A 26,876-nucleotide genomic window follows, 5' to 3' on the forward strand; every position below is an offset into this window, starting at 1 on the left:
GAAACAGAGGGACTACTCAACATTAAAAAAAATTAAAAAAAGATGCGGGTGGCGTCATTCATGAACTGCCTGACTGCCTTTAAAGCTGTTACCAGCTGGTTTTTCACGGTATTTTCAGAAATATTCAAATATTGGGAAATTTCCTGATGGCTGAGTCCTTTCAGGCGGGATAACTGGAAAATGGTACGGCGCTGAGGGGGTAAACGGTCAATCGCCTCATGCAGCAGGTGATTACTTTGTACACCTTCTATATAGTCTGTTACATTATTGGAGGAGGGCTCTCCGGGGGTGGCGGATAATAAGTGGAAGAATTTTGCTTCATTAGCGGCTTTCCTGATATAATCGTACCCCAGGTTGGCAGCCACACGGAACAGCCAGGGGGCTGAGTAACCTTTCTCACCAAGGGTCTCACGATTTTCCCACAAACGGGCAAACGTCTCCTGTACAATTTCTTCTGCGACAGGATCAGACTTTACAGTCTTGAGCACGAAACCATATAATTGCCTGTAATAATGGTAGTAAACCTTACGGAACGCAATCTCATTTCCTTCCCCAATCTGCCTGAATAATAAAATTTCATTATCTATAGGAGGAGCCATGACCGCATAAAAGTAATGGTTTTTAGCAGGAAATTATAGCAGGAAGAAAGAAGTAATCAGGAATGGGGAATGGTTAAGTCTTACCAGACCATAAAGCTTCCGCCAGTACAATAGGTTCCTTATTTGTGAATTTTGATTATTTTGATGGAGGTTTAATATGCTTACCCAGATCTTTAAATAGAACAGTCTGTTAAATTACAGACTGACATTTGAAGCCGTAATTCCTAATTGATTATGAAAAGCCCACGTCTCCTTGTATCAGCCCTGCTATTCATCAGCCTGTCCGCTTCCGCCCAAAAGCTACCCGACTGGGCGATCGGTCCTTTCGTAAGGCCTCCGGGCGTGAATCCCGTCATAGCACCCGATTCCACTACCCGCTTTTACGACCCGTTACGGCAGGAGCCGGTGGACTGGGAAAGCAACGACACTTTCAATCCGGCTGCCGCTGTCAAAGACAACCGGGTCTATGTCATGTACCGTGCAGAAGATCGGTCAGGCATCGGGATCGGACATCGTACCTCCCGTATCGGACTGGCAGAAAGCAGTAATGGCACCAGCATGAAACGTCTGGGTAAACCGGTATTGTTTCCGGATAATGATGAACAGCGGGAATTTGAATGGACTGGTGGATGTGAAGATCCTCGTGTGGCAGTTACAGAAGATGGCACCTATCTGATGCTATATACCCAATGGAATAAAAAAGTGCCGCGGCTGGCAGCTGCCACGTCCAAAGACCTGAAACACTGGAAGAAGCATGGTCCTGTTTTCCAGGACGCCTATAATGGCCGTTTTCATAACATCGCCTCCAAATCAGCATCCGTGCTGACCACTTTAAAGAATGGCCGGCTGCAGATCGTGCCACACAATGGTAAATACTGGATGTACTGGGGTGAAAATCATGTGTATGCAGCTACGTCAGATAATCTCGTTGACTGGGTCCCCGTGGTAGATGAACAAGGTAAGTTGAAAGAGCTGGCTTCTCCACGGAAAGGTTATTTTGATAGTCACCTGACGGAATGCGGCCCTCCGGCTATACTAACTGACAAAGGCATTGTGCTGCTGTATAATGGTAAGAACCGTTCCGGTGCAGACAGCGATACCAGCTATACTGCCAATTCCTATTGCGCTGGTCAGATGTTGTTCAGTGCAACAGATCCTTCCAGACTGATCACCAGACTGGATAAACCGTTTATGGTACCGGTGGAATCGTTTGAAAAAAGCGGACAATATCCTGCGGGAACAGTATTTATAGAGGGGCTGGTCTATTTCCAGCACAAATACCTCCTGTATTACGGCTGTGCCGATTCAAGAGTAGCAGTAGCTGTCTACGACCCGGCAGGTAAATAGCCTTGCATATATTACGATCAGCGGCTGTATCAGCCTTTGCCATACAGCCGCTGTTGCATAGCCATTACTAAGGAATGATCTGCCAAAGCTCCGCATCATACTGGTTCTCGTACCACTGTTGCAGCTTGGTGCCCGGCGTCTGGTTGCTGTTAGGTACATCCAATGCCAGCAGGCTCCTCCGGTTGATCAGTTTGAAATACCCGTTCCCCATATCCTGTACTCTCCAATGCTGTGCGACGTTCCCATTGTCCGTCCACTGGATCAGGATATTACCTGCATTGAGGGAACCACCCGCATTATCCAGGTTTAAGCCGGAAGCGACGTTGGTGATCTTATAATAACCGTTCCCGAGACTGGTGAAGACCCATTTCTGCGCCGTGTTGTTGTAGTCCGTCCACTGCTGGATCTGCAACCCGGGGGTATTGCTACCACTGGGCACATCCACGCACTGCGAGGTCACCTTGGATTTGATCCTGTACGTACCATTAGCGATGGGCATGGCATATTCCGGTCCTGTAGATGGTGATGGAACAGGAATACCTTTTTCTATCGGATATCCGAAATAAGGGGTGTCACCGTCCCAGGAAAACTGCTGCGCCATCACTCTCCGGTCCCAGCCGGCGCCATCATAATTGGCCGCGTGATACACGATCCAGGACTGAATGCCATCAGGCGATTTTACAAAAGAGGCATGCCCCGGGCCGAATACATTGCCAAACCTGGAAAAGGCAGGTGTGGATTGCTTGGTCCAGGAAGACTTTGACATGAAATTACCATTGGTGCAGGTTAGCCTTCCCAGGCAATAATCGTTCGTCCAGCTGCCACTTGCGGAGTAAATGATATGCACGGTGTTACCACTGCTCAGTGGTGTCGGACCTTCATTCACTGTAGGGGTACCTACCTGTTCCCAACCATAGTCAGGTCTTGAGATCTCCACTCTCTCACCGGAAATAGTGTAGGGATTACTCATCCGGGCAATGTAGATATACTGGGAGACATTAGTGGTACCCTCCCATCCGGACCAGACAAAATACGCCTGTCCGTTAAAGTCAAACGGAGAGCCGTCAATCGCCCAGCGGTCGGTGGTCGGGGTCAGTTGTGCTTTATACGCATAACTGCCGGCTAAAGGATCATTGGCATCAGTGCCCCCTTCCAGAACGTGCATCCGGTGGTTGGCATTATTGCCATTATCAGCAGCAAAATAAACATACCATCTGCCACTGCGGTAATGCAGTTCCGGCGCCCATAGGTTGGATGAATACATGGTACCGCCGGGTGGTGTGTAAATGTAAGTTTTGGATTGCTGCAGGAGGTTTTGCAATGTAACGGAGCGGGCTATCCATAGCCGGCCCCCATCGGAACCACAATAGTAGTAGTACCCGTTTACACGGATTACCCATGGATCGTAATAACTCCCATTGTCAATAGATGGCAGGGCATTGGTGAACAGCGGGGAGGCAGCCAGGGCTACAACGCCTTTCATGCCGGCAGCGCCGTCGGGCTTAGCGGCTTCCTGGATGGTTTTGTTACAACTCTGACAAACCAGTAGTACTGATAACGCGGAAAGGACTAACAAATGAAATTTTTTCATTGCTGTTAATTTGAGGGTTTATAATGATAACGGTCTCTCAATATGTGAACGTGGAATAAATCGTCTCTGGGGTTAACAATGCAGGATTTGAATACTACACCAAAATAAAAGAACTTTCGGACAATTAATAACTATTTCAGCTGCACCTGCAGGCTACCGTCAACAATGCCGGCTAAATCAGACACCACATCGCCTCATATATACATCTCTTTATACACAAGACAACCCATACAACTAGTTACTTTTATACCTCAATGAGAATGTGACAATCATAAAAATATTCCACCATGCAACTTACTTATTACGGTCATTCCTGCTTCTCTGTCTTCGCAGGTGGCAAACATTAGAAGAAGCCATTGAAGCCGCCAGGCTCGTGCATGTAAAGCAAGTACTGGGAGTGCATTATGATACCTTCGGCTTTATACAAATAGATAAAGCAGCAGCGACAGCCGCGTTTGCGGAGGCAGGCATACAATTATATCTACCAGCGATAGGTGAAACTATAGAACTTTCCTGCTAACTTGGCATGGTTAAATCAATAACATCGTGTCAAATAAAAGCCCAATACCTACACGCCGTGAACGGTTTGAAGCGGCAGTGCTGACTGGTGCTATCGGCGATGCATGGGGCGCGGGTTATGAAAACTATGTATCGCCCATACAACCGAAGACGTTCTACCTGCATCCTGTCGAGACAACTGCACCCACCTGGATGCTGACAGATGATACACAACTCACACTGGCATCGTGTGAAGCACTGACGGATGCACGCGGGTTTAGTCCACAAGTACTGGCGGAACACCTGGTCCGCTATTACCGCGAACAGCGCATTGCCGGAATTGGTGCCAGCACATTAAAAGCCGTACAGGAATTATCCGCAGGCGCTCACTGGAGCCAGGCAGGCAGGACCGGAGAATATGCAGCAGGGAATGGCGCTGCTATGAGAATAATGCCACTGGCCTTTTACGATAATATTTCAAGAGACGATATCCGTGATAGCTGCCGCATCACACACAGAAATGATGAAGCATACGCAGGAGCACTGGCGGTCGTGTTAACCCTGCGGGCAATATTGAACGGAGCCTGGACAGGAGAAGAAGATCTCCTGGATATGCTGATACAACAGTTACCCGATACAAATGTCAGAGACCGGTTCATTACCATCAGCGCATACAGTGGTGTACCCACCATACCAGCTGTTGCCGCACTGGGTAATAACGGCTATGTGGTAAACTCTGTTCCTTTTGCCATATTTGCAGCCACGCGGGCTTACACGATGGGCATTGAAACCATGTTACAGGCAGTTATTGATGCGGGAGGTGATACTGACACCAACGCTTCTATCGCCGGACAAATAGCAGGATGCCTGCTTGGTATAAAGGCCATTCCATTATCACTGCTGGAAAAACTACAGGCTTTACCAGACTATCCGTGGATGCAGCGCATTATTACGCAGACTATCAACAGCTCTCACTTTACCACTCATCCCAGGTAATAATTAATTAATACAAAGCCTCTATCGGGTGGAATATCTTTGCGCGTCATATAAAACGCCGGCTAGTAAATCAGAAAATATGAAAAAAGGATTTGTTTTAGGTATGCTGATGCTGCTCTCACTCAGCACCTTTGCCCAACAGGCACAACATGTGGTATTAATAACGATAGACGGACTCCGTCCCACCTTCTACACAGACACCCTCTTTCAAGCACCACATCTGCATGAGATTGCGGAAAACGGCGTGTATGCGAGACGCGTTAACAGCGTGTTTCCATCTATGACCTATCCAGCACACACTGCTATTGTAACAGGCGTATGGCCGGTGAAGCATGGCATCTACTTCAATAACATGTTCAATCCGAATGGTCCTTCCAATGCACCTTACTGGAACGACAGTTCGATCAAAGTACCCACTATATGGCGTCAGGCGCAGCAGAAAGGGTTGAAGGTGGCCGCGCTTTTGTGGCCGGTATCTGCTGATGCACCTGTGATGTATAACATTCCGGATATCGGTAGCCTGGGCGACAGCGTACGGGAAGCCTATTCAAAGCCTGCAGGTTTTATTGCTGATCTCAAAAATAATGTATTCAACAATGCGGACCATATTGAATATGGCTACGATCATAATGTGGCGAAGATCGCTTCCTACGTGATCAAAAAAGACCAGCCCAACCTGATGACCATCCACTTCTTTTCTGTTGATCATTATCAGCACGAGGAGGGTTTGCACGGTGATAAGGTAATGGCTGCCGTCGCAGATGCTGACAGCAGTGTAGGCATGATCATCGATGCGCTGAAAGAAGCGGGTATATGGGAAAAGACCGTGCTCATTGTCACCGGTGACCACGGTTTCCTGGATGTAAACACAACTGTCAATCCGAATGTATGGCTGGCAAAAGCGGGCCTGATCACTGATGTGAAGAAAGACGACTGGAAAGCACAGTTCTACGCTGTAGGTGGTTCCAGCTATCTGTACCTGAAAGATAAAAAGGATACAAAGACATTGCAGCAGGTGAAAGACATCCTGGCAGGATTGTCGCCTGAAGAGCAGGCACTGTTCCGTATCATTGACCGTAAACAGATCAAAAAAGTAGGCGGTAATCCGGAAGTCGCACTGGCACTTAGTGGTGAGAAAGGTGCTTCGTTCGGAAATGCGGTAAAAGGGGAAGCCGTGAAACCGGGACATGGCGGCGCACATGGCTACTATCCTGATTCCTGGCAGATACGTACCGGATTTTTAGCGTGTGGACCTGGCATTGAGAAAGGGGGGGAAATTGAAGAAATGAACCTGCGTGATATTACCCCGGTATTAGCCAAAATATTACGGATCTCTATGCCGGGAGTTGATGGAAAGATACCAGCCGGATTGATGACAAAGTAACCTTAGCAAATATAAAAACAAGAAGGCGACTGCATTATGAGTTGCCTTCGTTTTTATTTAATACTTCTCTTCCTTCTCATCGCTGGTTTGTTTATAAAAAAGCATCACCACTACTGCCAGTGCTCCCATTATCATGGTACCCATTAAGACATGAGCAGCTATCAACCCACTGGTGCTTAACACAGCTGCGGTCAGCAGAGAATGCATGATAAATGCATTATACTGTCTGGTTATCAGAGAGCGATTTACCAGAAATGCATATGTCAATACCGTAGCGAAGCAAGCACCTTTCAATATTACAAATGGAAGATCGAAGAGATTAATAAATGCCAAAATAAATAAGATGCCATATGCCATCATTGTTTTAATATCAAACATATTACTGCTTAACCGTTTTATTTCTATAATTAAAATACGTGATATATAAATGAAAATCTGTTGTACGGATGCCTTATTTAATCTAATACACTACGACCGTAGGTGCATGTTAAAGAAAGGCAGCATGCGAAAGCCTTTAGGATTATTCTCCACGATGTTAATCAGACCAAACTGCACGCCTTTAAGCTTATTAGTTTGATTACATATGCCGATCGACACGCCGTTATGCGCAGCTGATATATTGAGCAGCCCCAATTGCATTCCATTCTGCTTGTCAGCCTCATTATACACACCGACCGATAATCCATTATGACAATCCGTTCTATTGATGGGCGCGATTGTCATCCCATGGATTTTCCCCAGACGAATAGCAATAGCGGCTATCGCGACACCATTTACGCGGCTGATCAGCTGAGCCGTATCCGGAAAGATACCCTTAGTGACGAGCGAGAGCGAGAGACCGTTCAAAGTATCAATCATACCTAAAGCAGCTACCCCCAATCCATTTATTTTATCACTAAGAACAAACGGAGCTACGGCGATACCATTTTCATGCAGCGCCACCTCAGCGAGGCATGCGGCGGAAATACCATTATTCTTTTCCAGCACAGAAATACTCGCACACAATGATATACCGTTTGCCACATGCGTGGCGGGTGGTCCCATCCATTCCAAACGATCACAAACACTGATATCGAGTATATTCGTCCGTTTCACTTTGTAGTTGAGCGCGTTAATTCTAATGCCGGTATATACTGCTGCATTACCGACACCAAGGCCGGCACGAGCGCTTCCAAGGCTGAGATAATTATTAAAAATCCAATGGCATGAATCGGACGTGTGTTGACTAAATGACAATATGGGACACAAAAAGGTCAACACAAACAAAAAAGATACTTTTCTATACATAGGTTACAGGAATAACATGAAACTTACGCTTTTGCTGTTGATTTCAAAAATCAGGGCAATGTACCATAGGCTGCCCGCTACTTCCTTAAATGCATGTTAAAGAACGGTAAACGCCTGAATAATCTCGGATTGTTCTCCGCTATATTGAACAGTCCTACCTGTATACCTCTCAGTTTCTCAGATTTATTATACACGCCGATAGATACCCCTCTAAGTACTTCTGATTTATTCATAGCAGCCAATGCAATGCCGTTCACCTGACTAAGATTTAACAACCATCCCGCGATAGCTACCCCATTGACCCTATTGTTATGCTTCTTAAAATCCATCGACGTCAACGCACACAAGGAGATCGCCAATCCATTCACGGTATCCACTCTTGTGAACATCCCGCTCAGGCTTATCCCGTTCTGTTTATCCAGAATATTCGCAATACCTCCGATAGCTATCCCGTTTTCAGTACCTATAAGATTTAAAATACCTCCGATGCTGATACCATTGCTTATTACTACCATATTGTAAATAACGGCCAACGATATACCATTACTCGTATGCTCGGTATCAGACTTGTCATCGTGATTATACACACTTACATCCAGTCCGTTGGTACGCCTGACCTCACTATTGACAACGTTGAATCTGAGTCCGGAGTAAAGTGGCGCATTGCCAAAACAGATACCTGCTTTTTTACTTCCCACACTGAGATGTAATTGCGGAACGGTATCGACCGGAGACGGGTAAAGACCATAAGAAAATAACGGGCACAAACAGGCCAACAATACAAAGTTGTATAACGCTTTGAGCATAGCTATAGGAATAATATCAAACATACACTTTTATTTGTTAACTCCTGGACCTAGGTAGCACTTCAATATGAAACGGCCGGACCTGCCGCTAACCGAACATCGATCACTGCCAAAGGTGATGCATCTGTAATGGAGAGAGATGCGCCGGTGTAAGTACTTTCCTCTTCCGTCGTCCATCCTCAATTTGGTTACAAAGTCACGCGATTCGGTTACGTACAGGAAAGTAGTACGCCTGATCTTTGTATCCAACTTAAAAACAAAGGATATGACAAATAAGATCTGGTTTATAACAGGTACCTCAAGAGGTTTTGGAAGAGTATGGGCAGAAGCTGCATTAAAACGTGGAGACAAAGTCGCGGCTACTGCACGTAAGTTACCCAGCATTGCCGACCTGAAAGAAAAATACGGAGATAATGTGCTGACACTGGAACTGGATGTGACTAATGCCGCACAGGCACACGCTGCTGTAACCACTGCACATGCACACTTCGGCAGACTCGACATCGTATTGAACAACGCCGGCTATTCACTTGTTGGCACAATAGAAGAGGCCAGCGCTGATGACGTACGTGCCATGTATGAAACCAATATCTTTGGTGCCCTTGCCGTGATCCAGGCAGCCCTTCCGCTGCTGAGAAAACAAGGTAGCGGACATATCATTGGTACCTCCAGTAACCTGGGACATGTCACCTTTCCGGTGATTGGCTATTACGCTTCCTCCAAATGGGCTTTTGAAGCCATCCATGAAAGTCTTGCCATGGAAGTGAAATCGTTCGGTATCAATGTAACGATCATAGAGCCTGGCGCCTACGCAACGGAATTCGGCAGCAAGGATTCACTGAAATTTGCTGCCGGGCTTGATGTCTATACTGATTTCAAGAACCAGTTCTTCGGGCAATTGCAGCAATTGGAAAGAGGCGATCCGAATGCCACACCGGAGGCATTATTCAAGGTGGTAGATGCCGAACAACCACCATTAAGGTTCTTCCTCGGCAGTAACAACCTGGCTGACGTACGCGCTGCGTATAATGAGCGACTGGCCACATGGGAAGCATGGCAGGATGTAGCTGCTACGGCACAGGGAGAGAAGAATTAGTGATCAGGAATTTCCGCTGATAAAAGCCATTTATACTAGTAAAAAGCACTCCCGACAGAATGGGCAGGAGTGCTTTTACTATATCGTCAGGAACATTGTTTTTGCTCAATTCCTAATTCCCAATTGACTTGAGCATTTGTTTAACCGCCCCCAGGTGATAGGCCGCATGTGGTAACATGGCCAGTGTGCCTTGCACTAACTGTGGGTTCGACCAGTCCTTAACACCCTTGATAGCGAGAATGAGCTGCTCATAGGCCTCACGCAGGTCCCTTTGCAGTCTTGCCCACTGTTCTTCATCTACTGCATGTACTTCCCAGCTTTCTTCCCAGTTACCTACGGGTTTTTCTCCCTGATAAAACTTCAGTGCAAAATAAATACTCCAGCGCAGGTGTTCTGTGTGCGAGGCAACTGTGGTACCGCCTTCTACGAGTGGGGTCGACGCCTGCTGCGCATTGATAGTAGCAATCGCAGCGCTAAAGCCATGACCAGGTTTGGCATCAATGACCCACGAGTGCTCAGTTGTACCGATATATACTTCCTGCAACAGTTCCAGTAAAGGTTTGAGTACGGTTTCCATATCTAAGATTTAGACAGATAAGGCATCAAATTTACTGCCAGGGATAAGAGGACGCCCCTCCTATATCCAGGTAGATAAGTTGATAAAATAATACCAGAAATAGCCTTTCAGACACCAATGCCCGTTCGTCCCTTGGCCGTCGCTAGTACTGCGCTTGTTCGTCGCTTGTTCGTCTAAAAGACCACCTAAGTACACTATGAACTGTAAACCAACAAGTTAAATCTTTCCACCATTCAAACCAGTGATACTTTTTTAGCTTTATATTATGGCTTTAGTTCCTGCAGGAACTGGGTAGGTGTTTTACCAAATTCTTTCTTAAATGCTTTGGTGAAATAAGACTGCGTCTGAATACCTATCCGCAGGATCACTTCTGATAATGGCACGTCTTCATGTGACATAATATGCGCTGCCTTTTTCAAACGGATAGTGCGAACAAAATCGCCTGTAGACTGTCCCGTAAGCTGTTTTATTTTCTGATAGAGATTCGTTTTACTCATGCCCATACTACTGCACAATACACTGATGTCAAAATCAGGGTCCATCAGGTGTTCGTCTATCTTCTCCAGCAAGGTCTCCATGAATTCTTTATCCTTCGTGGAGTTCACCAGTTCTTTGGCTTCATAGAAATAATCTTTCAGGAAACGTTCACGCGATTTCTTTCGCTGTTCCAGTGTATTCTTAATTGTGATGAGCAGTAGTTCCAGACTCAAAGGTTTTCCGAAGTAAAAATCGGCACCGGATGCTGCGCCTTCGATATTGGACGACAATGCCGTTTTAGCGGTCAGCATGATAAAAGGAATATGGCTGGTCTCCAGGTTTTCCTTTACCAGCTTACAGAAGGCGATGCCATCCATCACCGGCATCATCACATCACTGATGATAATATCCGGCATGGCTGCCTTTGCCTGTTCGAATCCCTGCTGCCCGTCGGCTGCTTCGATAATACGGTACAATGGTAAGAGAGCACCTTTCAGGAACTCGCGCAGTTCACTGTTATCATCAACGATCAGGATGGTTGCTGCTGCTGTAGTACCTGTTTCGTTGACCGCTTCCGTCTCGACTGGCGGCGCAATGGTGTAACGCTGATTAGAGATCAGGCTTTCCAGTTGCCGGGCAGTCTTCGCCGGGTCGCCTATCCATCTTTCTCCTTCTGAGTAATCGGCTTTATGAAAAGGAACAGAGATAATGAATTCAGTGCCCTGCTTACGTTCGCTGTACACACGTATACTGCCTTTATGTAAAAAAGTAAGGCTCTTCACAAATGCCAGTCCGATACCTGATCCAAGATGATTTTCATTCACACGGAAGTAGCGCTCAAACAAATGACTGATCGACTCTTTCGAGATACCTGTGCCATTATCCACCAGACGGATATGCAGGTACTGCGCTGCGTTGTACTCATTCTGTAATACCAGTTCATGCGGAAATGATGGTTGCACGCCATCCATGGATCCCCGCATTTCCAGCGTGATCTCCCCTCCTGCCGGCGTGTATTTAAATGCGTTGCTGAGCAGATTGTAAATGATCTTCTCCAGCACCTGGTTATCAAACCAGGCTTCTGCCGGCGGATTGACTGTACTGACAGTAAAACGGATCTGTTTTTCTACGGCCCATTCCCTGAACTCTTCGGCTATCTCTTCCAGGAACAGCGTGGGATTCGCGGGCATCACCTTCAACTGTAAAACGCCTGATTCTACTTTCCGGAAGTCCATCACTTCATTCACAAGGTCAAGCAAACGGTAGGCATTTTTCTGCATCAGTTTGAAATAATGCAGTTGTCCGCTGTCTTTGGCATCCCTGATCATCTTTTCCAGCGGGCCTAATATCAGTGTCAGCGGGGTACGGAATTCGTGCGAGATATTGGTGAAGAATTGCAGTTTGAGCTGATGTACTTCTTCCTTTTTCTTCTCACTGATCTTTTTGAGTTCAGTGGCCCGGCGGAACGCCAGAATGCGGTAAATGATGTATAATATCAGGGCAGAAAGCAACAGCATAAACCACCAGGTACGCCAGAAGGGAGGGTGAATGACAACGATGACCGCAGTATCTTTTTCATTCCATACACCGTCGCTGTTAGTAGCTTTCACATGGAACACATAGGTACCAGGATTCAGGTTGGTATACACCGCCTTCCTCTCATTGCCTACGTAATTCCAGTCCCTGTCCCAGCCGTCCAGTTTGTAGGCATACTGGTTATTCTGCGGTGCGGAATAATCCAGTACCGCAAAACTGAAAGAAAATGAGGTCTGTGTATGATTAAAACTGACCTTATCGGTCATACTGATATCTTTCAATAATGGAGAACCTTTCCTACCCGGCAACATGCGCTGATTATCTACCAGCAGATCGGTAATATAAACAGGCGGCGTAAAGGTGTTGGTGTGGATCTGCCCGGGATAGAATGCGTTAAACCCATTGATACCGCCGAATAATAATAAACCGTCCCGGCTTTGCAGATAGGCATTTGCTTCAAACTCCAGACCTTGCAGTCCGTCGCCGGTGTTATATGTTTTGAAGGTATGTTTTTCGGGATGATAAGAGATAATGCCTTTAGCGGTAGATATCCAGAAATATCCCCCTTTATCTTCAGCAATACCTTTTATAAAGGCAGTACCCAATCCCGCGTCACTGGTGTATAGCGCAAAGCTGTCAACCGCCTCATTATACAGATACAGGCCGTACTGCCCGGCCCATAGCCTGCCTTTATGATCTGTGAACAGTACACGCAGGTCAGGCGTTTTCTCGCCAGTGGTAAAGTACCGGGTTATTCTCCCCGTTGCCGGATTGTAGCAATTCAATCCACCATCATCCGTACCTATCCAGATACGTCCTTTAGGATCTTCGATCATGGAAACGGCATTCCGGCCTGATAATGCGGTGCCTCCGCTACCTGTAAACCGTTTAAACTGCTTTTTCTCCGGATCATAGATATTGACACCGCCATAGTAGGTGGCGACCCATAACCGGCCTTTACGGTCTTCCAGCACTTTCTGGACATAATTGGAACTGATGCTCTGCTGATCGGATGGATTGGTCAGGAACCTTGTAAAACTTTCATTGTCCGGATGGTAGAGATTAAGGCCACCACCCCAGGTACCTATCCACAACCGGCCGGTCCTGTCCTGGGTGATACTAAGCACCTCATTGGAACCGATGGTGTTCTTTTTAAATGCATTGTATTGGTAATGCCGGAAAGTCTGCGTTTTACGATCGAACAGGTTCAGCCCACCGCCATCTGTGCCAATCCAGATACGTCCCTGATCATCCTCACAAAAGGCCTTCACATCATTGTAGCTCAGGCTGTTTTGTTTGACATCCTGTTGATACAGCGGGAACTTCTCTGCGCCGGGTACATATATATTAATACCACCCCGGTGTGTGCCTACCCATAATATGCCTTGTTTGTCTTCAAAGATGGCGGATACGGTACGTTGAGATAAACTTCTGGGATATTCCGGTGCATTCTGATAATGATAAAATGTATTTTGTTCCTGGTTAAGCAGATCAAGCCCTCCGTTGATGCCGCCAGTCCAGAGATGACCTTTACTGTCACAGAGGATAGCCCGGATCTGATTGGTGGACAGGCTGGCAGGATCCTGTTCGCGGTGGGTATAGGTATCAAACGCGCCTGTACCGGGATGAAAACAGAAAAGTCCATCTTCTTCGGTACCTATCCACAAATTTCCCTTATCATCTCCTTTGATCGTCCGGATAGCGTTGGTATCTATCACCGGAAGAGGAAGGGAGAAAAAAAGATCCCGCTCCCCGTCGAATAATGCCACTCCCTTTCCGGTAGCTAGCAGCATAGTCCCTTTATTATCTTCCCATAGCCCGTTGATCCTGTTGTCAGGAAGACCGTCTTTGCCCCCTGGTGTGGCCCTGTAATGGGTAAAAGTGCCCGTTTTTCTATCCAGCAGGTCAAGTCCGCCGCCATCCGTACCTACCCACAAACGACCTTTCGTATCCTCATAGATACAAGTCACCTGGTTGTGTCCCAGGCTTCGCGGATCACCTGCTTTATGCCGGAAACGGGTGAAACTGTTCTTGCGGGCATCAAAGCGGTTCAACCCATTCTGAGTAGCTACCCAAAGGTTCTGCTGGCGGTCTTCATAGATGTATTTAATATAATTGTCGCTGATACTGGTGCTGTCTTCCGCACTGTATCTATAGACAACTACCTGATAACCATCATATTTATTCAACCCATCCCGGGTACCGAACCACATAAAGCCCCTGCTATCCTGGAAAATACTCTCCACCGTGCTGTTAGACAGCCCCTGTTCATTGGTCAAATGTCTGAAATGAAGCACCGGTGCCTGGCAAAATGCCGGCAGGCATGCCGGGGTCAGTACCGGCAAAAAAGCATAGCGAAGTGCCATGACTGAACGTGTCAGACAACGACCGGAAAAGCGGAAAAACGCCAGGGATAAAGCGTGGAACATACTCACAATGCCAAAATTAGATCAATAGAACCAAAAAAATGTCTGATAGAATAACCCCCTCCAGGCAGGCTATTTTACTTTGCGAACCTAAAATACGGCCAAAATAAAAAATGCCACGATGAAAATTAGCAAACGGGGATTCCACGGTATCATCTATCTTATTGTTGCCATGTTCTTTGGGCTGTCAGCAGCTGCCCAGCAATCCGTAAAAGGGACGCTCCGGTCTGCCGCCGGGGAAGGTATCCCGGGGGCGACTATTGCAGTCAAAAAGACAGGCACTGTAGCTATTGCCGATTCTGCCGGCCACTTCACCATCAAAGCATTGACAGGCGATACCCTTGTCGTGAGCTTTGTGGGTTTCAAAAAGCAGGAAGTCAGGGTACCATCTTCCCTGACAGTACACATTATTTTGCAGGAGTCTGTCTCCACCCTGAGCGACGTGGTGGTGATCGGGTACGGTACCCGTTCCAAAAAAGACCTGACCGGGTCTATTGCCACCGTCAGCTCCAAAGATTTCCAGCAGGGAGCTATCACTACGCCCGACCAGCTGGTAACGGGTAAGGTGGCCGGGGTGGTCATCACCCCAAGCAGCGGCGCACCGGGTGCAGGTGGTACCATCAGGATCAGAGGAGGGGCTTCACTGAATGCCAGTAACAATCCGCTGATCGTTGTAGATGGAGTACCACTGACCAGCGAAGGCGTATCCGGCGTGTCCAATCCGCTCAGCCTGATCAATCCGAATGATATTGAGACATTCAATATCCTGAAGGACGCATCTGCCACTGCCATTTATGGTAACAGGGCCTCCAACGGAGTGATCATCATCACGACCAAGAGTGGGTCTTCCGGTAAACTGAAAGTGACCTTCAACACCGTCCTGTCTGAGTCTGTCAGAAGAAATGCCGTTGATGTGCTCAATGGCGACCAGTTCAGAGCGCTGATCGCGGAAAAAGGTAATGACGAAGAGAAGGCCCTGGTAGGTAATGCTACTACCGACTGGCAGGATCAAATATTCCAGAAGGCTTTCGGTGGTGACTATAACCTGGGTCTGTCCGGCGGTATCAAACGCCTGCCTTACCGCCTGTCTATCGGTCATACTTACCAGGATGGTATCCTGAAGACCAGCAACATCAAAAGGACTTCGGCTTCCCTGAACCTAAACCCGACCTTTTTTGACAACACCCTGAAAGTGACCGTCAATCTGAAAGGGGTATTCCAGAAATCAAGGTTTGCCAATGAGGGTGCGATCGGTGCTGCTATCGGATTCGATCCTACTCAGCCGGTGTATTCCAGCAATAAGTATGGCAACTTCTTCGAATGGCTGAACCCTTCTACAGGTATTCCAATAGAGCTGGCCACCAAGAACCCGCTGGGTCAGCTGATGCTGAACTCCAGCCTGAGTGACGTCTACAGGAGCATTGGTAATATCAAGGTGGATTACACCCTGCCATTCCTGCCGGCACTGACGGCGACAGTAAATGGTGGCTATGACATCTCCAAAACTGAGGGGAATGGATTTGTACCGGCTTACGCCGCGCTGTCCTACCAGAGAGGCGGGTCCATGACACAGTATTCGCAGAGAAGAAAAGACAAGCTCTTTGACTTCTACCTAACATACAACAAGGACCTGAAGGCATTGGCCAGCAAGTTTGATGTCACTGCCGGTTACTCCTACCAGGACTTTTTCCGGGGCAGCCCTGCCTATCCGGTAAGAAATGCCAACGGTGATGTGATCAATGTGCCGGTAGCAGATTCCAGCCGTAACACGCTCCTCTCCTTCTTCGCACGCGCCAACTATACGTTGCTGGACCGTTACCTGCTGACCGCCTCTTTCCGTCGTGATGGTTCTTCCCGCTTTGGTCCGGCCAATCACTGGGGTAACTTCTCCTCTGTGGCGGCTGCATGGAAGATCAAGGAAGAAGCCTTCCTGAAAGACGTGAACCTGTTCTCCGACCTGAAAGTACGTGTAGGTTATGGTGTGACTGGCAACCAGGATATTGGCCTGGCGTATCCGTTCCTCCCTATCTATACACAGGGGGCCAACAACGTACAATATCCATTCGGCAACGGTCCTTACTATACCTATCGTGCGGAAGCATATGATCCTAATATCAGATGGGAGCAGACGGCTGCCTGGAACGCTGGCTTAGACTACGGTTTCCTTAAAAACAGGATCACGGGTACCCTGGATTTCTATTATAAGAAAACCAAAGATCTCCTGGCAGATATTCCAACGGCCGCGGGTGCGAACCTGAGTAACCATGTGCTGACCAATGTCGGTAACATCGAAAGTAAAGGTGTGGAACTGGCGATCAATGCGACAGTGATCGACAAACAGCAACTGTCATGGAAAGCAGGCTTCAACATCAGCTATAATGAGAACAAGATCCTGAAACTGTCTAATGTATCCGACTCCAGTTCTGAAGGCATCCTGACAGGTGGTATCTCCGGTGGTACCGGTAATAGTATTCAGATCAATACGGTCGGTTATGCACCGCAGACCTTCTATGTATATAAACAGGTGTACGGCCCTGATGGCAGACCGGTAGAAGGTGTCTACGAAAAACCAGGGGAAGGCAGCAACATGTTCTACAGATATAAATCTGCCAACCCTAAACTGACCATGGGCTTTACCTCACAGTTCAATTACCAGCAGTGGGACCTGTCTTTCGTATTGCGCAGTAACATCGGCAACTATGTATACAACAACATCCGTTCAGCCGGTGGCGCATACAACAGTATCCGTACATCTATGGGTTACATGGGTAATGTCAATGCCGACTACCTGAACTCCGGATTCAGCAACAGCCAGTACTCTTCCGATTACTATGTGGAGAACGCGTCTTTCCTGAGAATGGACAACCTGTCGCTGGGATATAATTTCGGTAAGATCCTCCGTAATACAGCTACGCTGCGTGTAAATGCGATCGTACAGAACGTATTTGTGATCACTAAATACAGTGGTCTGGATCCTGAGATCTTCGGTGGTATTGACAACAATCCTTATCCGAAACCACGCATCTATTCTCTGGGTATCAACATCGCTTATTAACCTTGAAACAAAGGACCATGACTATCAAATCACTATCAATTATAACTGCCTGTGCCGCTATTATGGCGACTACGGCCTCCTGTACCAAAGACCTGAACCGTCTGCCGTATGTGCAGGAGACATCAGAGACTGTCTATAAAGATCCGGTAAAAATAAAAGGTGTACTGGCCAAACTGTACGGCAGTTTGTGTCTCAGTGGACAACACTATGAAGATAATGGTCTGTCAGACATCATCACCGACAATACCGGTACCAACGTATTCCTTCGTAACTACTGGCAGTTACAGGAGCTCACTACAGATGAAGCGGTGATCGGATGGAACGACGGCGACCTGCTGAGTTTTCATAATCTCAATTTCACACCTGATGGGAAATATGTGAAAGTATTATACGATCGTATATTCTTTGGAGTGGCCGCGTGTAATGAGTTCCTGCGTCAGACGACCGAAGAGAAGATGAGCAGCTTTCCTGCGGATGTGGCAGCAGATATACAGGAGTACCGTCTTGAAGCACGTTACCTGCGTGCGTTTTATTACTGGACAGCGATCGACATGTATGGTAAGGTACCATTTGTAACAGAAGCAGATCCGGTAGGTGCATTTCAGCCGAAACAAATATCCAGGGCTGACCTGTTCACCTGGCTGGAGAAAGAGTTACAGGAACTGGAAGGTCTTCTACCAGAACCACGTACCAATGAATATGGCAGGGCCGATCGCGGTGCCGCATGGGCATTATTAGCCAGGCTGTATCTGAACGCAAAGGTGTATACCGGTACAGAAAAGAATACAGAGACCATCACTTATTGTAATAAGCTGATGAGTAACGGTGCATATTCACTGGCAGCAGATTACGCACAGTTGTTCAAAACAGATAATGACAAGACGAATGAGATTATCTTCCCGATCCTGGCAGATGGTGTGACATCCCAGTCATATGGAAATACCAGTTTCATCGTATTGGGATCGATCGGCGGTAATATGAACGTAGCAGACTATGGCATGTCGACAAGCTGGGGCGGTATGAGAACGACCAGGGCGATCGTTGACCTGTTCCCCGATCCATTCGGGACAGTAGATAAACGTGCCATCTTCTACACCAGCGGACAAAACCTGGAGATCAGTGATCTGGCCAGCTTTAACGACGGCTATGCGGTACCGAAGTTTACAAACATGAGCTCTACCGGTCAGCCGGGATCGGACCCTACCCGGAGATTTACAGATACTGACTTCCCGATGTTCCGCCTGGGTGAAATATACCTGGCTTATGCAGAAGCAGTGGTACGTGGTGGCAGTGGCGGCTCAACAGCTGCAGCCGTGAACTATGTGAACCTGCTGCGCAGAAGAGGCTACGGGAATAATAACGGAGATATCAGTGCCAGTCAGCTAACGCTTGATTTCATTCTCGCAGAAAGAGGCAGGGAACTCTATTGGGAAGCCAAAAGAAGAACAGACCTGGTGCGTTTCGGCTTACTGACAAGCGGCAGTTATGTATGGCCGTTCAAAGGTGGCGTAGCGGCAGGTACGGGTGTACAGGAGAAGTATAACGTCTTCCCTATCCCGACTACAGACAGGATCGCCAATCCTAATCTTGTTCAGAATGATGGCTATTAATGGGTCAACTGTAAAACAATTGTATGAAAAAATTCCTCGCTTATATTTTATTGGCACTTCTCTTTACCGCATGTAAGAAAGATGAAGTCAGATCAGTGTATACGCTGCCGGCAGGTACACCCGCTTTCAGCAGCAGCATTCAGTCAGTCGTACTGGACAGCACCAAAAAGAACGACGTCGCTGCCGCCTTCTCCTGGGCGACAGTCAGCTATGGTATCCATGCAGATGTGACGTACTCGCTTGAGTTTGATACCAGCAACACGCTGTCGCATGCGATAGCATTTATTATGAATGCAGATACCGCTAAACGTTATACCGTCGCAGAACTGAATGCCATCGCCTTACAGACCGGACTCGAAGGCGGAAAGGCGGGCACGCTCTATGTACGCATGAAAGGAGAAGTAAGGCAGAATGGTACTTCTACCAATCCTTCTACCATCCCTGTTACTTATTCTGCCATCTTAACGATCACCGTCACCCCTTATGCACCAGGAAATATCGCGCGGATGTGGGTACCGGGAGAATACCAGGGATGGAATGCAGGTACCGCACCCACCATTGCAGATGCAGCGGGTAAAGGCGCATACGAAGGCTATATCTATTTCCCTAACAACGCGAGTGGCAACTATACATTCAAGATCACGACCGCCCCTAACTGGAATGATCCGGCCTGGGGATATGAAAGCAATACCAAAATGGTAAAAGGTGGCGGCAATTTATTTACACCCGGTGAAGGATATTTCCTTGTCAGGGCAAATGTCAATTCGAGAGACTGGAGTACGACACTGACCACCTGGTCGCTCGTCGGCGACGCCATAGCTGACAACTGGGAAACAGATATTCCGATGACCTATGATGTTGCTTCCGGTACGTGGATCGCTGCTTCCGTAGCGGTGAAAGGTTCCGGTGGATTTAAGTTCAGGGCCAATAAAGGATGGACGCTGAACTACGGCCCTACAGATGGTAAACTGGTACAGGATGGCGGTAACATCTCCGCACCTGGTGGTGTGGCGGGTAACTATAAAGTAGTGTTGAACCTGAGTGAGTCAGGCCATTACACTTACACGATCACTAAACTGTAAGCAACATCGATTGTTTTACATCAAGCCAAAGAAATCAATGAAAAGACTACTGATAGCAACAGGCATCCTGGTAATGGCAGCCATGAGTTGCCGGAAATATGACATGCCGGGTAACATTCCCACCACCAATCCCATCCTGGAAAACATGGTGCGTGGGGCAGATGTGAGCTGGCTCACAGAAATGGAAGCTGCCGGATTAAAATTCTATGATACCACCGGCAAACAGACCGATGGCATGCAGTTGATGAAAGACATCAACATGAATGCGATCCGTCTACGTGTATGGGTGAACCCGGTGAATGGGTATAACAACACAGCGGATGTATTGGCGAAAGCCACACGTGCACATGCATTAGGCATGCAACTGCTGATCGACTTTCATTACAGTGATTCATGGGCGGATCCAGGACAACAAACAACACCTGCGGCCTGGGCCAGTCAGGATATCACCGCCCTGCAGACATCTGTCTATGAGCACACCCGTTCTGTGCTGACAGCATTGAAAGAGAAGAGCATCATCCCTACGTGGGTACAGGTAGGTAATGAGACCAACAATGGTATGTTATGGCCGCTCGGTAAAGCATCTGATCATATGGATAACTTCGCCCTGCTCATCAATGCAGGTTACAAGGCGGTGAAAGAGATAGATAACAACATCAAGGTCATCGTACACCTGTCCAACGGTTACGATAATGAGCTGTTCAAATGGATGTTTGACGGGCTGGTGGCAAATAAAGCCAACTTCGATGTGATCGGTATGTCGCTGTATCCGGCTACTGCTGCATGGCAGGTGCCTAATCAGCAGTGTGAAGCGAACATGCGGGATATGATCTCCCGTTACAACAAGGAGATCATGATATGTGAGATCGGTATGCCGGCGACATCACCGGTAGCAACGAATTACTTTATCAGGGACCTTTATACAAGAATCCATAACTTACCGGATGGCAAAGGCCTCGGCGCGTTTTATTGGGAACCACAGGCGTATAACAAATGGCAGAACTATTTGTTAGGTGCTTTTGATAACAGCGGTAAGCCGACATTTGCGATGGACGCGTTCAAATAATCAGGAACTGGGAATGAGGAATGAACAGAAAATGCCTCCGAAGACTATAAAGCGTGTCACGCTATTCCTGTGTATGCAGGCAAGATCAGCTCAATACCGAAGTCCTGATTCCCATTCCCGATCCTCTCAATCTTCAGCACAATGAAAAAAATAACAGCATTATTATCCGCCCTCCTCTTCGCTGCTTCCGTCACTGGCCAGCTGGTGTACGTAGACAAGAAAGGCGTATTACGGTATACAAAAGATCAGACGGAAGCTATTTTCTTTGGCGTGAATTATACATCGCCCTTTGCATATGGTTACCGTTCGCATAAAGTGCTGGGTGCTGATCTGAAAAAGGCGATCGACAATGATGTGTATCATCTGGCACGACTCGGCGTAGATGCTTTTCGTGTGCATGTATGGGATACAGAGATCACAGATGCCAATGGGAACCTGCTGCAAAATGATCACCTCGACCTTTTCGATTATCTCATCAGCAAACTGAAGGAAAGGAATATTAAGATCCTGCTGACACCTATTGCTTTCTGGGGCAATGGTTATCCGGAGCAGGATGAAAATACCGGTAGCTTCTCCTATATCTACGGAAAGGAAAAAGCCCTGGTAAATGATACCGCTATACGTGCACAGGAGAACTATATGAAACAGTTCTTTGTACATGTCAATCCTTATACAAAGCTGTCTTATAAGAACGATCCGGATGTCATTGCAACAGAGATCAACAATGAACCGCATCATAGCGGTCCGCTGGCTGGTGCTACGAGCTATGTGAACAGGCTGGCAGCGGCTATCCGTAGTACCGGATGGAAAAAACCGGTATTCTATAATATCAGTGAGTCCCCATATTATGCCGGTGCGGTGGCTACTGCGAATATTGATGGCGTAAGCTTTCAGTGGTATCCGACGGGGCTGGTCGCTAACCGTACGTTGCAAGGGAATCTGCTGCCGAATGTAGATCACTACAGGATCCCGTTTGATACAATACCGGCCTTTGCCAACAAAGCAAGAATGGTGTATGAATTTGATGCAGGAGATGTACTGCAACCGGTGATGTATCCGGCGATGGCGCGTAGTTTCAGGACAGCGGGCTTTCAATGGGCGACACAGTTTGCGTATGATCCGATGGCGACGGCTTATGCCAATACGGAGTATCAGACACATTACCTGAATCTGGCATATACACCCGAGAAAGCCATCAGTTTGCTGATAGCAGGTAAGGCCTTTCATCAGTTAGCACGTAATAAAAGCTATGGTACTTATCCGGCAGATAGTGCATTCGGTAATACCAGGATCAGTTATGCAGCGCAGCTGAGTGAATGGGTAGCCCCGACTGAATTTTATTACACCAGTAATACAAACACCATTCCTGCTGATGCGGCAAAACTGGAACACGTAGCTGGTACAGGCTACTCTCCTGTAGTACAGTACAGCGGCACCGGCGCTTACTTTCTTGATAAAGTAGAAGGTGGGGTATGGCGACTGGAAGTGATGCCAGATGTATTACAACTGCGGGATCCTTTTGAGAAAGCTTCGCTATCCAAGGAAGTAAGAAGAGTACAGTGGAATAGCCAGTCTATGGAGATCAGTTTACCTGACCTGGGAGATGACTTCAGTATTGCGGCGGTAAATGAAGGAAATACCTGGCAACCCGTTGTAAATGGCAAAAGTATACATGTTTATCCGGGGACTTATCTGTTAGTAAAAAAAGGCCATAAGGCAGCTACGGGTAAGAAGATCAATGGTGTGATAGCCCTGCATGAATATGTGGCGCCACAACCGGTACGGACCGACCTGGTGGTGAGCCACCAGCCGCTAAAGGAAGTATCAGCAGGTCAGCCGTTAACGATCCGGGCCACTATTGCCGGTATTGATAGCAGTGCACAGGTATGGGTGGAAGGAAGCCGGTTGGGAGGAGAATGGCTGAAAGCAGAAATGAAGCTGACAGGCCCTTCCCGATATGAGACCACCATACCTACATCCGCGCAGTTGACAGGTATACTGCAATACAGGCTGATCATCAAACAGGGCGATCAGTTTATCACCTATCCTGGGCATCATACCAGTGATCCGCATGCGTGGGACAGTTGGCAACAGGATACCTGGGAGACATTTATTACTGCGCCTTATACAATGAGCTTACTTAATGCTACGAGTGACCATGATATCATCACACTGCCTTCATACACAAAGAACGCCTACACTGCTGGCAGCACGCCAGGTCAGCTAGCCGTCCGTTTCGATGGTCGTGGTACTAAAACTGACACGATCACGGGTATCAGCAGGGCGGTACAGGTACGGTTGAAGAATTCATCCAGGGCGAAGATGGTTGTTGTACGTGCGAGAGTCACTAACAGTAGTCAGGCTGAAGCGAGGATTGCATTGGTCGGCAATAACGGGGCGGCTGTTGCTGCACATTTTCAGCTGAGCGATACTTTCCGGGATATTGAAATACCTATTGATCTCTTTAAGAAAGATGAAGTGTTACTGTTACCAAGACCCTACCCTGGTTTTATGCCGTTGTGGTTTAAAACAGCCGCCATTTTCCCTGGTATCGGCGAACTGGATAAGATAGAGATCAGTAATCTGCCTGCGAAAAATCAGGGTACACAGGCCCTCCCGTATTACATAGAAATAGAATCCGTCTGGTTAAAATTAGTTGAACATGTACAGATATAAAACGCCGTTGCTGCTGGCAATGGTATTGATGAGTGTAAAAGGAATGTCCCAGGCGCGGCAGGAGTATCTGCTGGAGAAGAACTGGAAGTTTGCCAAAGGAGACCATCCGGAAGCCGTAAAAGAGGCGTTTAACGACAAGGGATGGGAAACAGTGGCCGTACCGCACGATTGGGCAATAAAGGGCCCCTTTGACGGCAATAATGATTTACAGAAAGTACAGATCGTACAGAACGGAGAACAGGAAGCGAGTATGAAAGCAGGTCGCACAGGTGGCCTGCCTTTCATCGGCGCCGGATGGTATCGCCGTTCGTTCACGGTGCCGCAGTTTGCGCCGGGTAAAAGAGCCGTTTTACTGTTTGACGGCGCGATGAGCAATGCGGAAATATATGTGAATGGCAAAAAGGTAGGTACCTGGCCTTATGGGTATAATTCTTTCTCTTTTGATATCACGGACTATCTGCATGCCAAAGGGAATAACACCCTGGCTGTGAGACTGGAGAACTTTGAACAGGCCTCCCGCTGGTATCCCGGCGCAGGTCTCTACCGCAATGTACACCTGATCGTCACGAACGATACGCATATCCCCGTATGGGGCACCTATCTCACGACGCCGGCTGTTACGAAAGACAGCGCGACTGTGAGACTACAGACAACCATTGACCGTAGTAAAAAAACAGCGGTTATTATAAAGACAAACCTGCTGGATGCCAGCGGGAAAGTGGTCGCATCTGCATCTACGCCGTTACCGGCGGATAGCACTATTGCGACACAATCGTTCTCCGTTGCACATCCTGCATTATGGTCTCCCGAAACGCCCGTAATATACAAGGCCGTCACACAGGTATATGAAGGAACACAGTTAAAGGACGCGTATGAAACGCCATTTGGTATCCGCTCCATCGAGTACAAGGCAGGAAAGGGTTTTCTACTGAACGGTGTGCCCAGGAAGTTCAAAGGTGTGTGTAATCACCATGACCTGGGACCGCTCGGAGCGGCTATCAATACGGCGGCCTTACGCAGGCAGGTACGCTTGCTGAAAGACATGGGCTGTGACGCCATCCGTACGACGCATAACATGCCGGCACCTGAACTGGTGCAGCTGTGTGATGAAATGGGTATCATGCTGATGGTGGAATCATTCGATGAATGGAAAGCGCCTAAAGTAAAGAACGGCTATAGCTTGTATTTCGATGAATGGGTAGAGAAAGACCTGGTCAATATGCTGCATCATTACAGGAATAATCCGTCTAACATCATGTGGAGCATCGGTAATGAAGTGCCTGATCAGAGCTCTGCGAATGGGAAAGATATTGCCCGCCGCCTGCAGGATATTTGTCACCGCGAAGATCCTACACGCCCGGTCACCGCGGGCATGGACCGCTTTGATGATGCGATCAATAAAGGGTTTGCTGCTGTGTTAGATATCCCAGGGTTTAACTATAAGCCACAGCGTTATCCGGAGGCGTATTCCAAATTGCCACAAGGTTTTCTCATGGGGACGGAAACTGCTTCTACCGTGAGTTCCAGAGGGATCTACAAATTCCCGGTGGAGTTTGCGAAGAATAAGATGTATGATGATAACCAGTCTTCTTCTTATGACTTTGAAGCCTGTTCCTGGTCGCAGGTACCGGATGACGAGTTTGTACAACAAGATGATCTGGATTATGCGATAGGTGAGTTTGTATGGACGGGTTTTGACTATCTCGGAGAGCCAACGCCGTATGATTCCAAATGGCCGTCGCATAGTTCTTACTTCGGGATTTTCGACTTAGCGGGGATACCGAAGGATCGGTTTTATCTGTATAGAAGTAAGTGGAATACGCAGCAGGCCACGTTGCATCTCTTGCCGCATTGGACATGGCCAGGCAGGGAAGGACAGGTGACGCCGGTGTTCTGTTATACGAGTTATCCGTCGGCGGAGTTGTTTGTCAATGGTAAGAGTATGGGGCGGTTGTCCAAGGACACATCCAGTCATCAGAGTCGTTATCGTTTGATGTGGAAGGATGTGGTGTATCAGCCTGGTGCTATCAAAGTAGTCGCGTATGACGTCGCAGGAAAAGCGGTGGCGGAGGAAAGTGTGAAGACAGCCGGCGCGCCGCATCATATTCAGCTGGAAGCGGATCGGTCTGTGTTAAAAGCGGATGGGAAGGATCTGGCCTATATTACGGCGAGTGTTGTAGATGCGGAGGGGAATCTTTGTCCGGATGCGGGGAATTTGTTACAGTTTGAAGTGACGGGAGCGGGTAGTTTTAAGGCGGTAGCGAACGGGGATGCGACGAGTTTGGAGGCGTTTCAGGAGCCGAGGATGAAGGTATTTAGTGGGAGGTTGGTGTTTATTGTGCAGGCTGGTGAGAAGATGGGGAAGGTGAATGTGGTAGTGAAGGCTGATAAGATACGGTCTGCGTCTTGTGGGCTATCGGTCAAGTAAAGGATTAGATAAAATGGCAGGAGGCATCTTAACTAGAAGCCTCCTGCTTTCTTACATATTATTGGCAAAGAATGGTTTCTTTAGTAGTGTCAATATTCCTTTTTAAATACCTCTCATGATATGTACATAATTTATTTGAAGATGTACATGAAGTAATAATAATGCTTGAAGTTAGTACGCTTAATTTTCACTCGTCTGATGGATTATATTTTTCTTTAACTTTTCCATTTCCAGGCAGATTACCATGGATCCTCAAAGTCATCGTCAAATAGAACAAAGTTTAAATATGCTTTCGGACGACCAGATTGACAGGCCATCACCTTAACCCGCCTGGGAGGT

17 protein-coding genes are annotated in these 26,876 nt (G+C 47.6%); 10 read left to right on the forward strand and 7 right to left on the reverse strand.

The features are described from left to right. Nucleotides 1-32: 32 nt before the first annotated feature. Complete coding sequence (locus GWR21_RS10580; protein WP_162331714.1) at nucleotides 33-599, reverse strand: RNA polymerase sigma factor; 567 nt, start codon at nucleotides 597-599, stop codon at nucleotides 33-35. 234 nt (nucleotides 600-833) lie between these two features. On the opposite strand from GWR21_RS10580, the gene GWR21_RS10585 reads away from it, so the two are divergent. After that, the gene (locus tag GWR21_RS10585; protein ID WP_162331715.1) at nucleotides 834-1,946 is read left to right on the forward strand and encodes a glycoside hydrolase family 130 protein; all 1,113 of its coding nucleotides are present in this window, start codon (nucleotides 834-836) and stop codon (nucleotides 1,944-1,946) included. Nucleotides 1,947-2,013: 67 nt separating this feature from the next. On the opposite strand, the gene GWR21_RS10590 is transcribed toward GWR21_RS10585, so the two are convergent. Continuing rightward, a complete protein-coding gene (locus GWR21_RS10590) occupies nucleotides 2,014-3,537 on the reverse strand; it encodes a family 43 glycosylhydrolase (protein ID WP_162331716.1) in 1,524 nt (507 codons plus the stop codon). Between the two features lie 546 nt (nucleotides 3,538-4,083). On the opposite strand from GWR21_RS10590, the gene GWR21_RS10595 reads away from it, so the two are divergent. Together GWR21_RS10595 and GWR21_RS10600 are read left to right on the forward strand one after the other, a co-directional pair. Continuing rightward, complete coding sequence (locus tag GWR21_RS10595; protein WP_162331717.1) at nucleotides 4,084-5,031, forward strand: ADP-ribosylglycohydrolase family protein; 948 nt, start codon at nucleotides 4,084-4,086, stop codon at nucleotides 5,029-5,031. Nucleotides 5,032-5,110: 79 nt separating this feature from the next. Continuing rightward, nucleotides 5,111-6,415, forward strand: coding sequence for an alkaline phosphatase family protein (locus GWR21_RS10600; RefSeq protein ID WP_162331718.1), 1,305 nt, complete (start codon nucleotides 5,111-5,113; stop codon nucleotides 6,413-6,415). A 57-nt stretch (nucleotides 6,416-6,472) separates the two neighbouring features. Here GWR21_RS10600 and GWR21_RS10605 read toward each other — a convergent pair whose 3' ends face one another. From GWR21_RS10605 to GWR21_RS10615, 3 genes are all read right to left on the reverse strand, one after another. After that, entirely contained in the window at nucleotides 6,473-6,793 is a 321-nt protein-coding gene (locus tag GWR21_RS10605; RefSeq protein WP_162331719.1) for a hypothetical protein, read from the reverse strand. A gap of 90 nt (nucleotides 6,794-6,883) precedes the next feature. Next, nucleotides 6,884-7,702, reverse strand: a complete 819-nt coding sequence (locus GWR21_RS10610; protein WP_162331720.1) for an LA_2272 family surface repeat-containing protein — start codon at nucleotides 7,700-7,702, stop codon at nucleotides 6,884-6,886. Nucleotides 7,703-7,779: 77 nt separating this feature from the next. After that, the gene (locus GWR21_RS10615; protein WP_162331721.1) at nucleotides 7,780-8,532 is read right to left on the reverse strand and encodes an LA_2272 family surface repeat-containing protein; all 753 of its coding nucleotides are present in this window, start codon (nucleotides 8,530-8,532) and stop codon (nucleotides 7,780-7,782) included. Between the two features lie 241 nt (nucleotides 8,533-8,773). On the opposite strand from GWR21_RS10615, the gene GWR21_RS10620 reads away from it, so the two are divergent. Then, entirely contained in the window at nucleotides 8,774-9,604 is an 831-nt protein-coding gene (locus tag GWR21_RS10620) for an SDR family NAD(P)-dependent oxidoreductase (RefSeq protein WP_162331722.1), read from the forward strand. Nucleotides 9,605-9,716: 112 nt separating this feature from the next. Here GWR21_RS10620 and GWR21_RS10625 read toward each other — a convergent pair whose 3' ends face one another. Both GWR21_RS10625 and GWR21_RS10630 read right to left on the reverse strand, forming a co-directional pair. After that, nucleotides 9,717-10,181, reverse strand: a complete 465-nt coding sequence (locus GWR21_RS10625) for a hypothetical protein (RefSeq protein WP_162331723.1) — start codon at nucleotides 10,179-10,181, stop codon at nucleotides 9,717-9,719. 263 nt (nucleotides 10,182-10,444) lie between these two features. After that, on the reverse strand, nucleotides 10,445-14,623 hold the full coding sequence (locus GWR21_RS10630) for a two-component regulator propeller domain-containing protein (RefSeq protein WP_162331724.1): 4,179 nt from the start codon (nucleotides 14,621-14,623) through the stop codon (nucleotides 10,445-10,447). A gap of 118 nt (nucleotides 14,624-14,741) precedes the next feature. Between GWR21_RS10630 and GWR21_RS10635 the strand changes: the two genes are divergently transcribed. The 6 genes from GWR21_RS10635 (at nucleotide 14,742) to galB (ending at nucleotide 26,537) form a co-directional block, all read left to right on the forward strand. Further along, nucleotides 14,742-17,675 (forward strand): SusC/RagA family TonB-linked outer membrane protein, encoded by a 2,934-nt coding sequence (locus GWR21_RS10635; RefSeq protein ID WP_162331725.1) that lies wholly within the window; start codon nucleotides 14,742-14,744, stop codon nucleotides 17,673-17,675. 17 nt (nucleotides 17,676-17,692) lie between these two features. Beyond that, nucleotides 17,693-19,285: a RagB/SusD family nutrient uptake outer membrane protein gene (locus GWR21_RS10640; RefSeq protein ID WP_162331726.1), complete on the forward strand. Its 1,593-nt coding sequence runs from the start codon at nucleotides 17,693-17,695 to the stop codon at nucleotides 19,283-19,285. A gap of 23 nt (nucleotides 19,286-19,308) precedes the next feature. Next, on the forward strand, nucleotides 19,309-20,367 hold the full coding sequence (locus GWR21_RS10645; protein ID WP_162331727.1) for a SusE domain-containing protein: 1,059 nt from the start codon (nucleotides 19,309-19,311) through the stop codon (nucleotides 20,365-20,367). A gap of 37 nt (nucleotides 20,368-20,404) precedes the next feature. Next, nucleotides 20,405-21,433, forward strand: a complete 1,029-nt coding sequence (locus tag GWR21_RS10650; RefSeq protein WP_162331728.1) for a glycoside hydrolase family 53 protein — start codon at nucleotides 20,405-20,407, stop codon at nucleotides 21,431-21,433. A gap of 141 nt (nucleotides 21,434-21,574) precedes the next feature. Further along, nucleotides 21,575-24,109, forward strand: a complete 2,535-nt coding sequence (locus GWR21_RS10655) for a cellulase family glycosylhydrolase (RefSeq protein WP_162331729.1) — start codon at nucleotides 21,575-21,577, stop codon at nucleotides 24,107-24,109. Beyond that, nucleotides 24,096-26,537 (forward strand): beta-galactosidase GalB, encoded by a 2,442-nt coding sequence (gene galB / locus GWR21_RS10660; RefSeq protein WP_162331730.1) that lies wholly within the window; start codon nucleotides 24,096-24,098, stop codon nucleotides 26,535-26,537. Before GWR21_RS10655 ends, galB begins: the two co-directional genes overlap by 14 nt. Nucleotides 26,538-26,876: the final 339 nt, after the last annotated feature.

The sequence above is a fragment of the Chitinophaga agri genome (assembly GCF_010093065.1).
Taxonomy (GTDB): Bacteria; Bacteroidota; Bacteroidia; order Chitinophagales; family Chitinophagaceae; genus Chitinophaga; species Chitinophaga agri.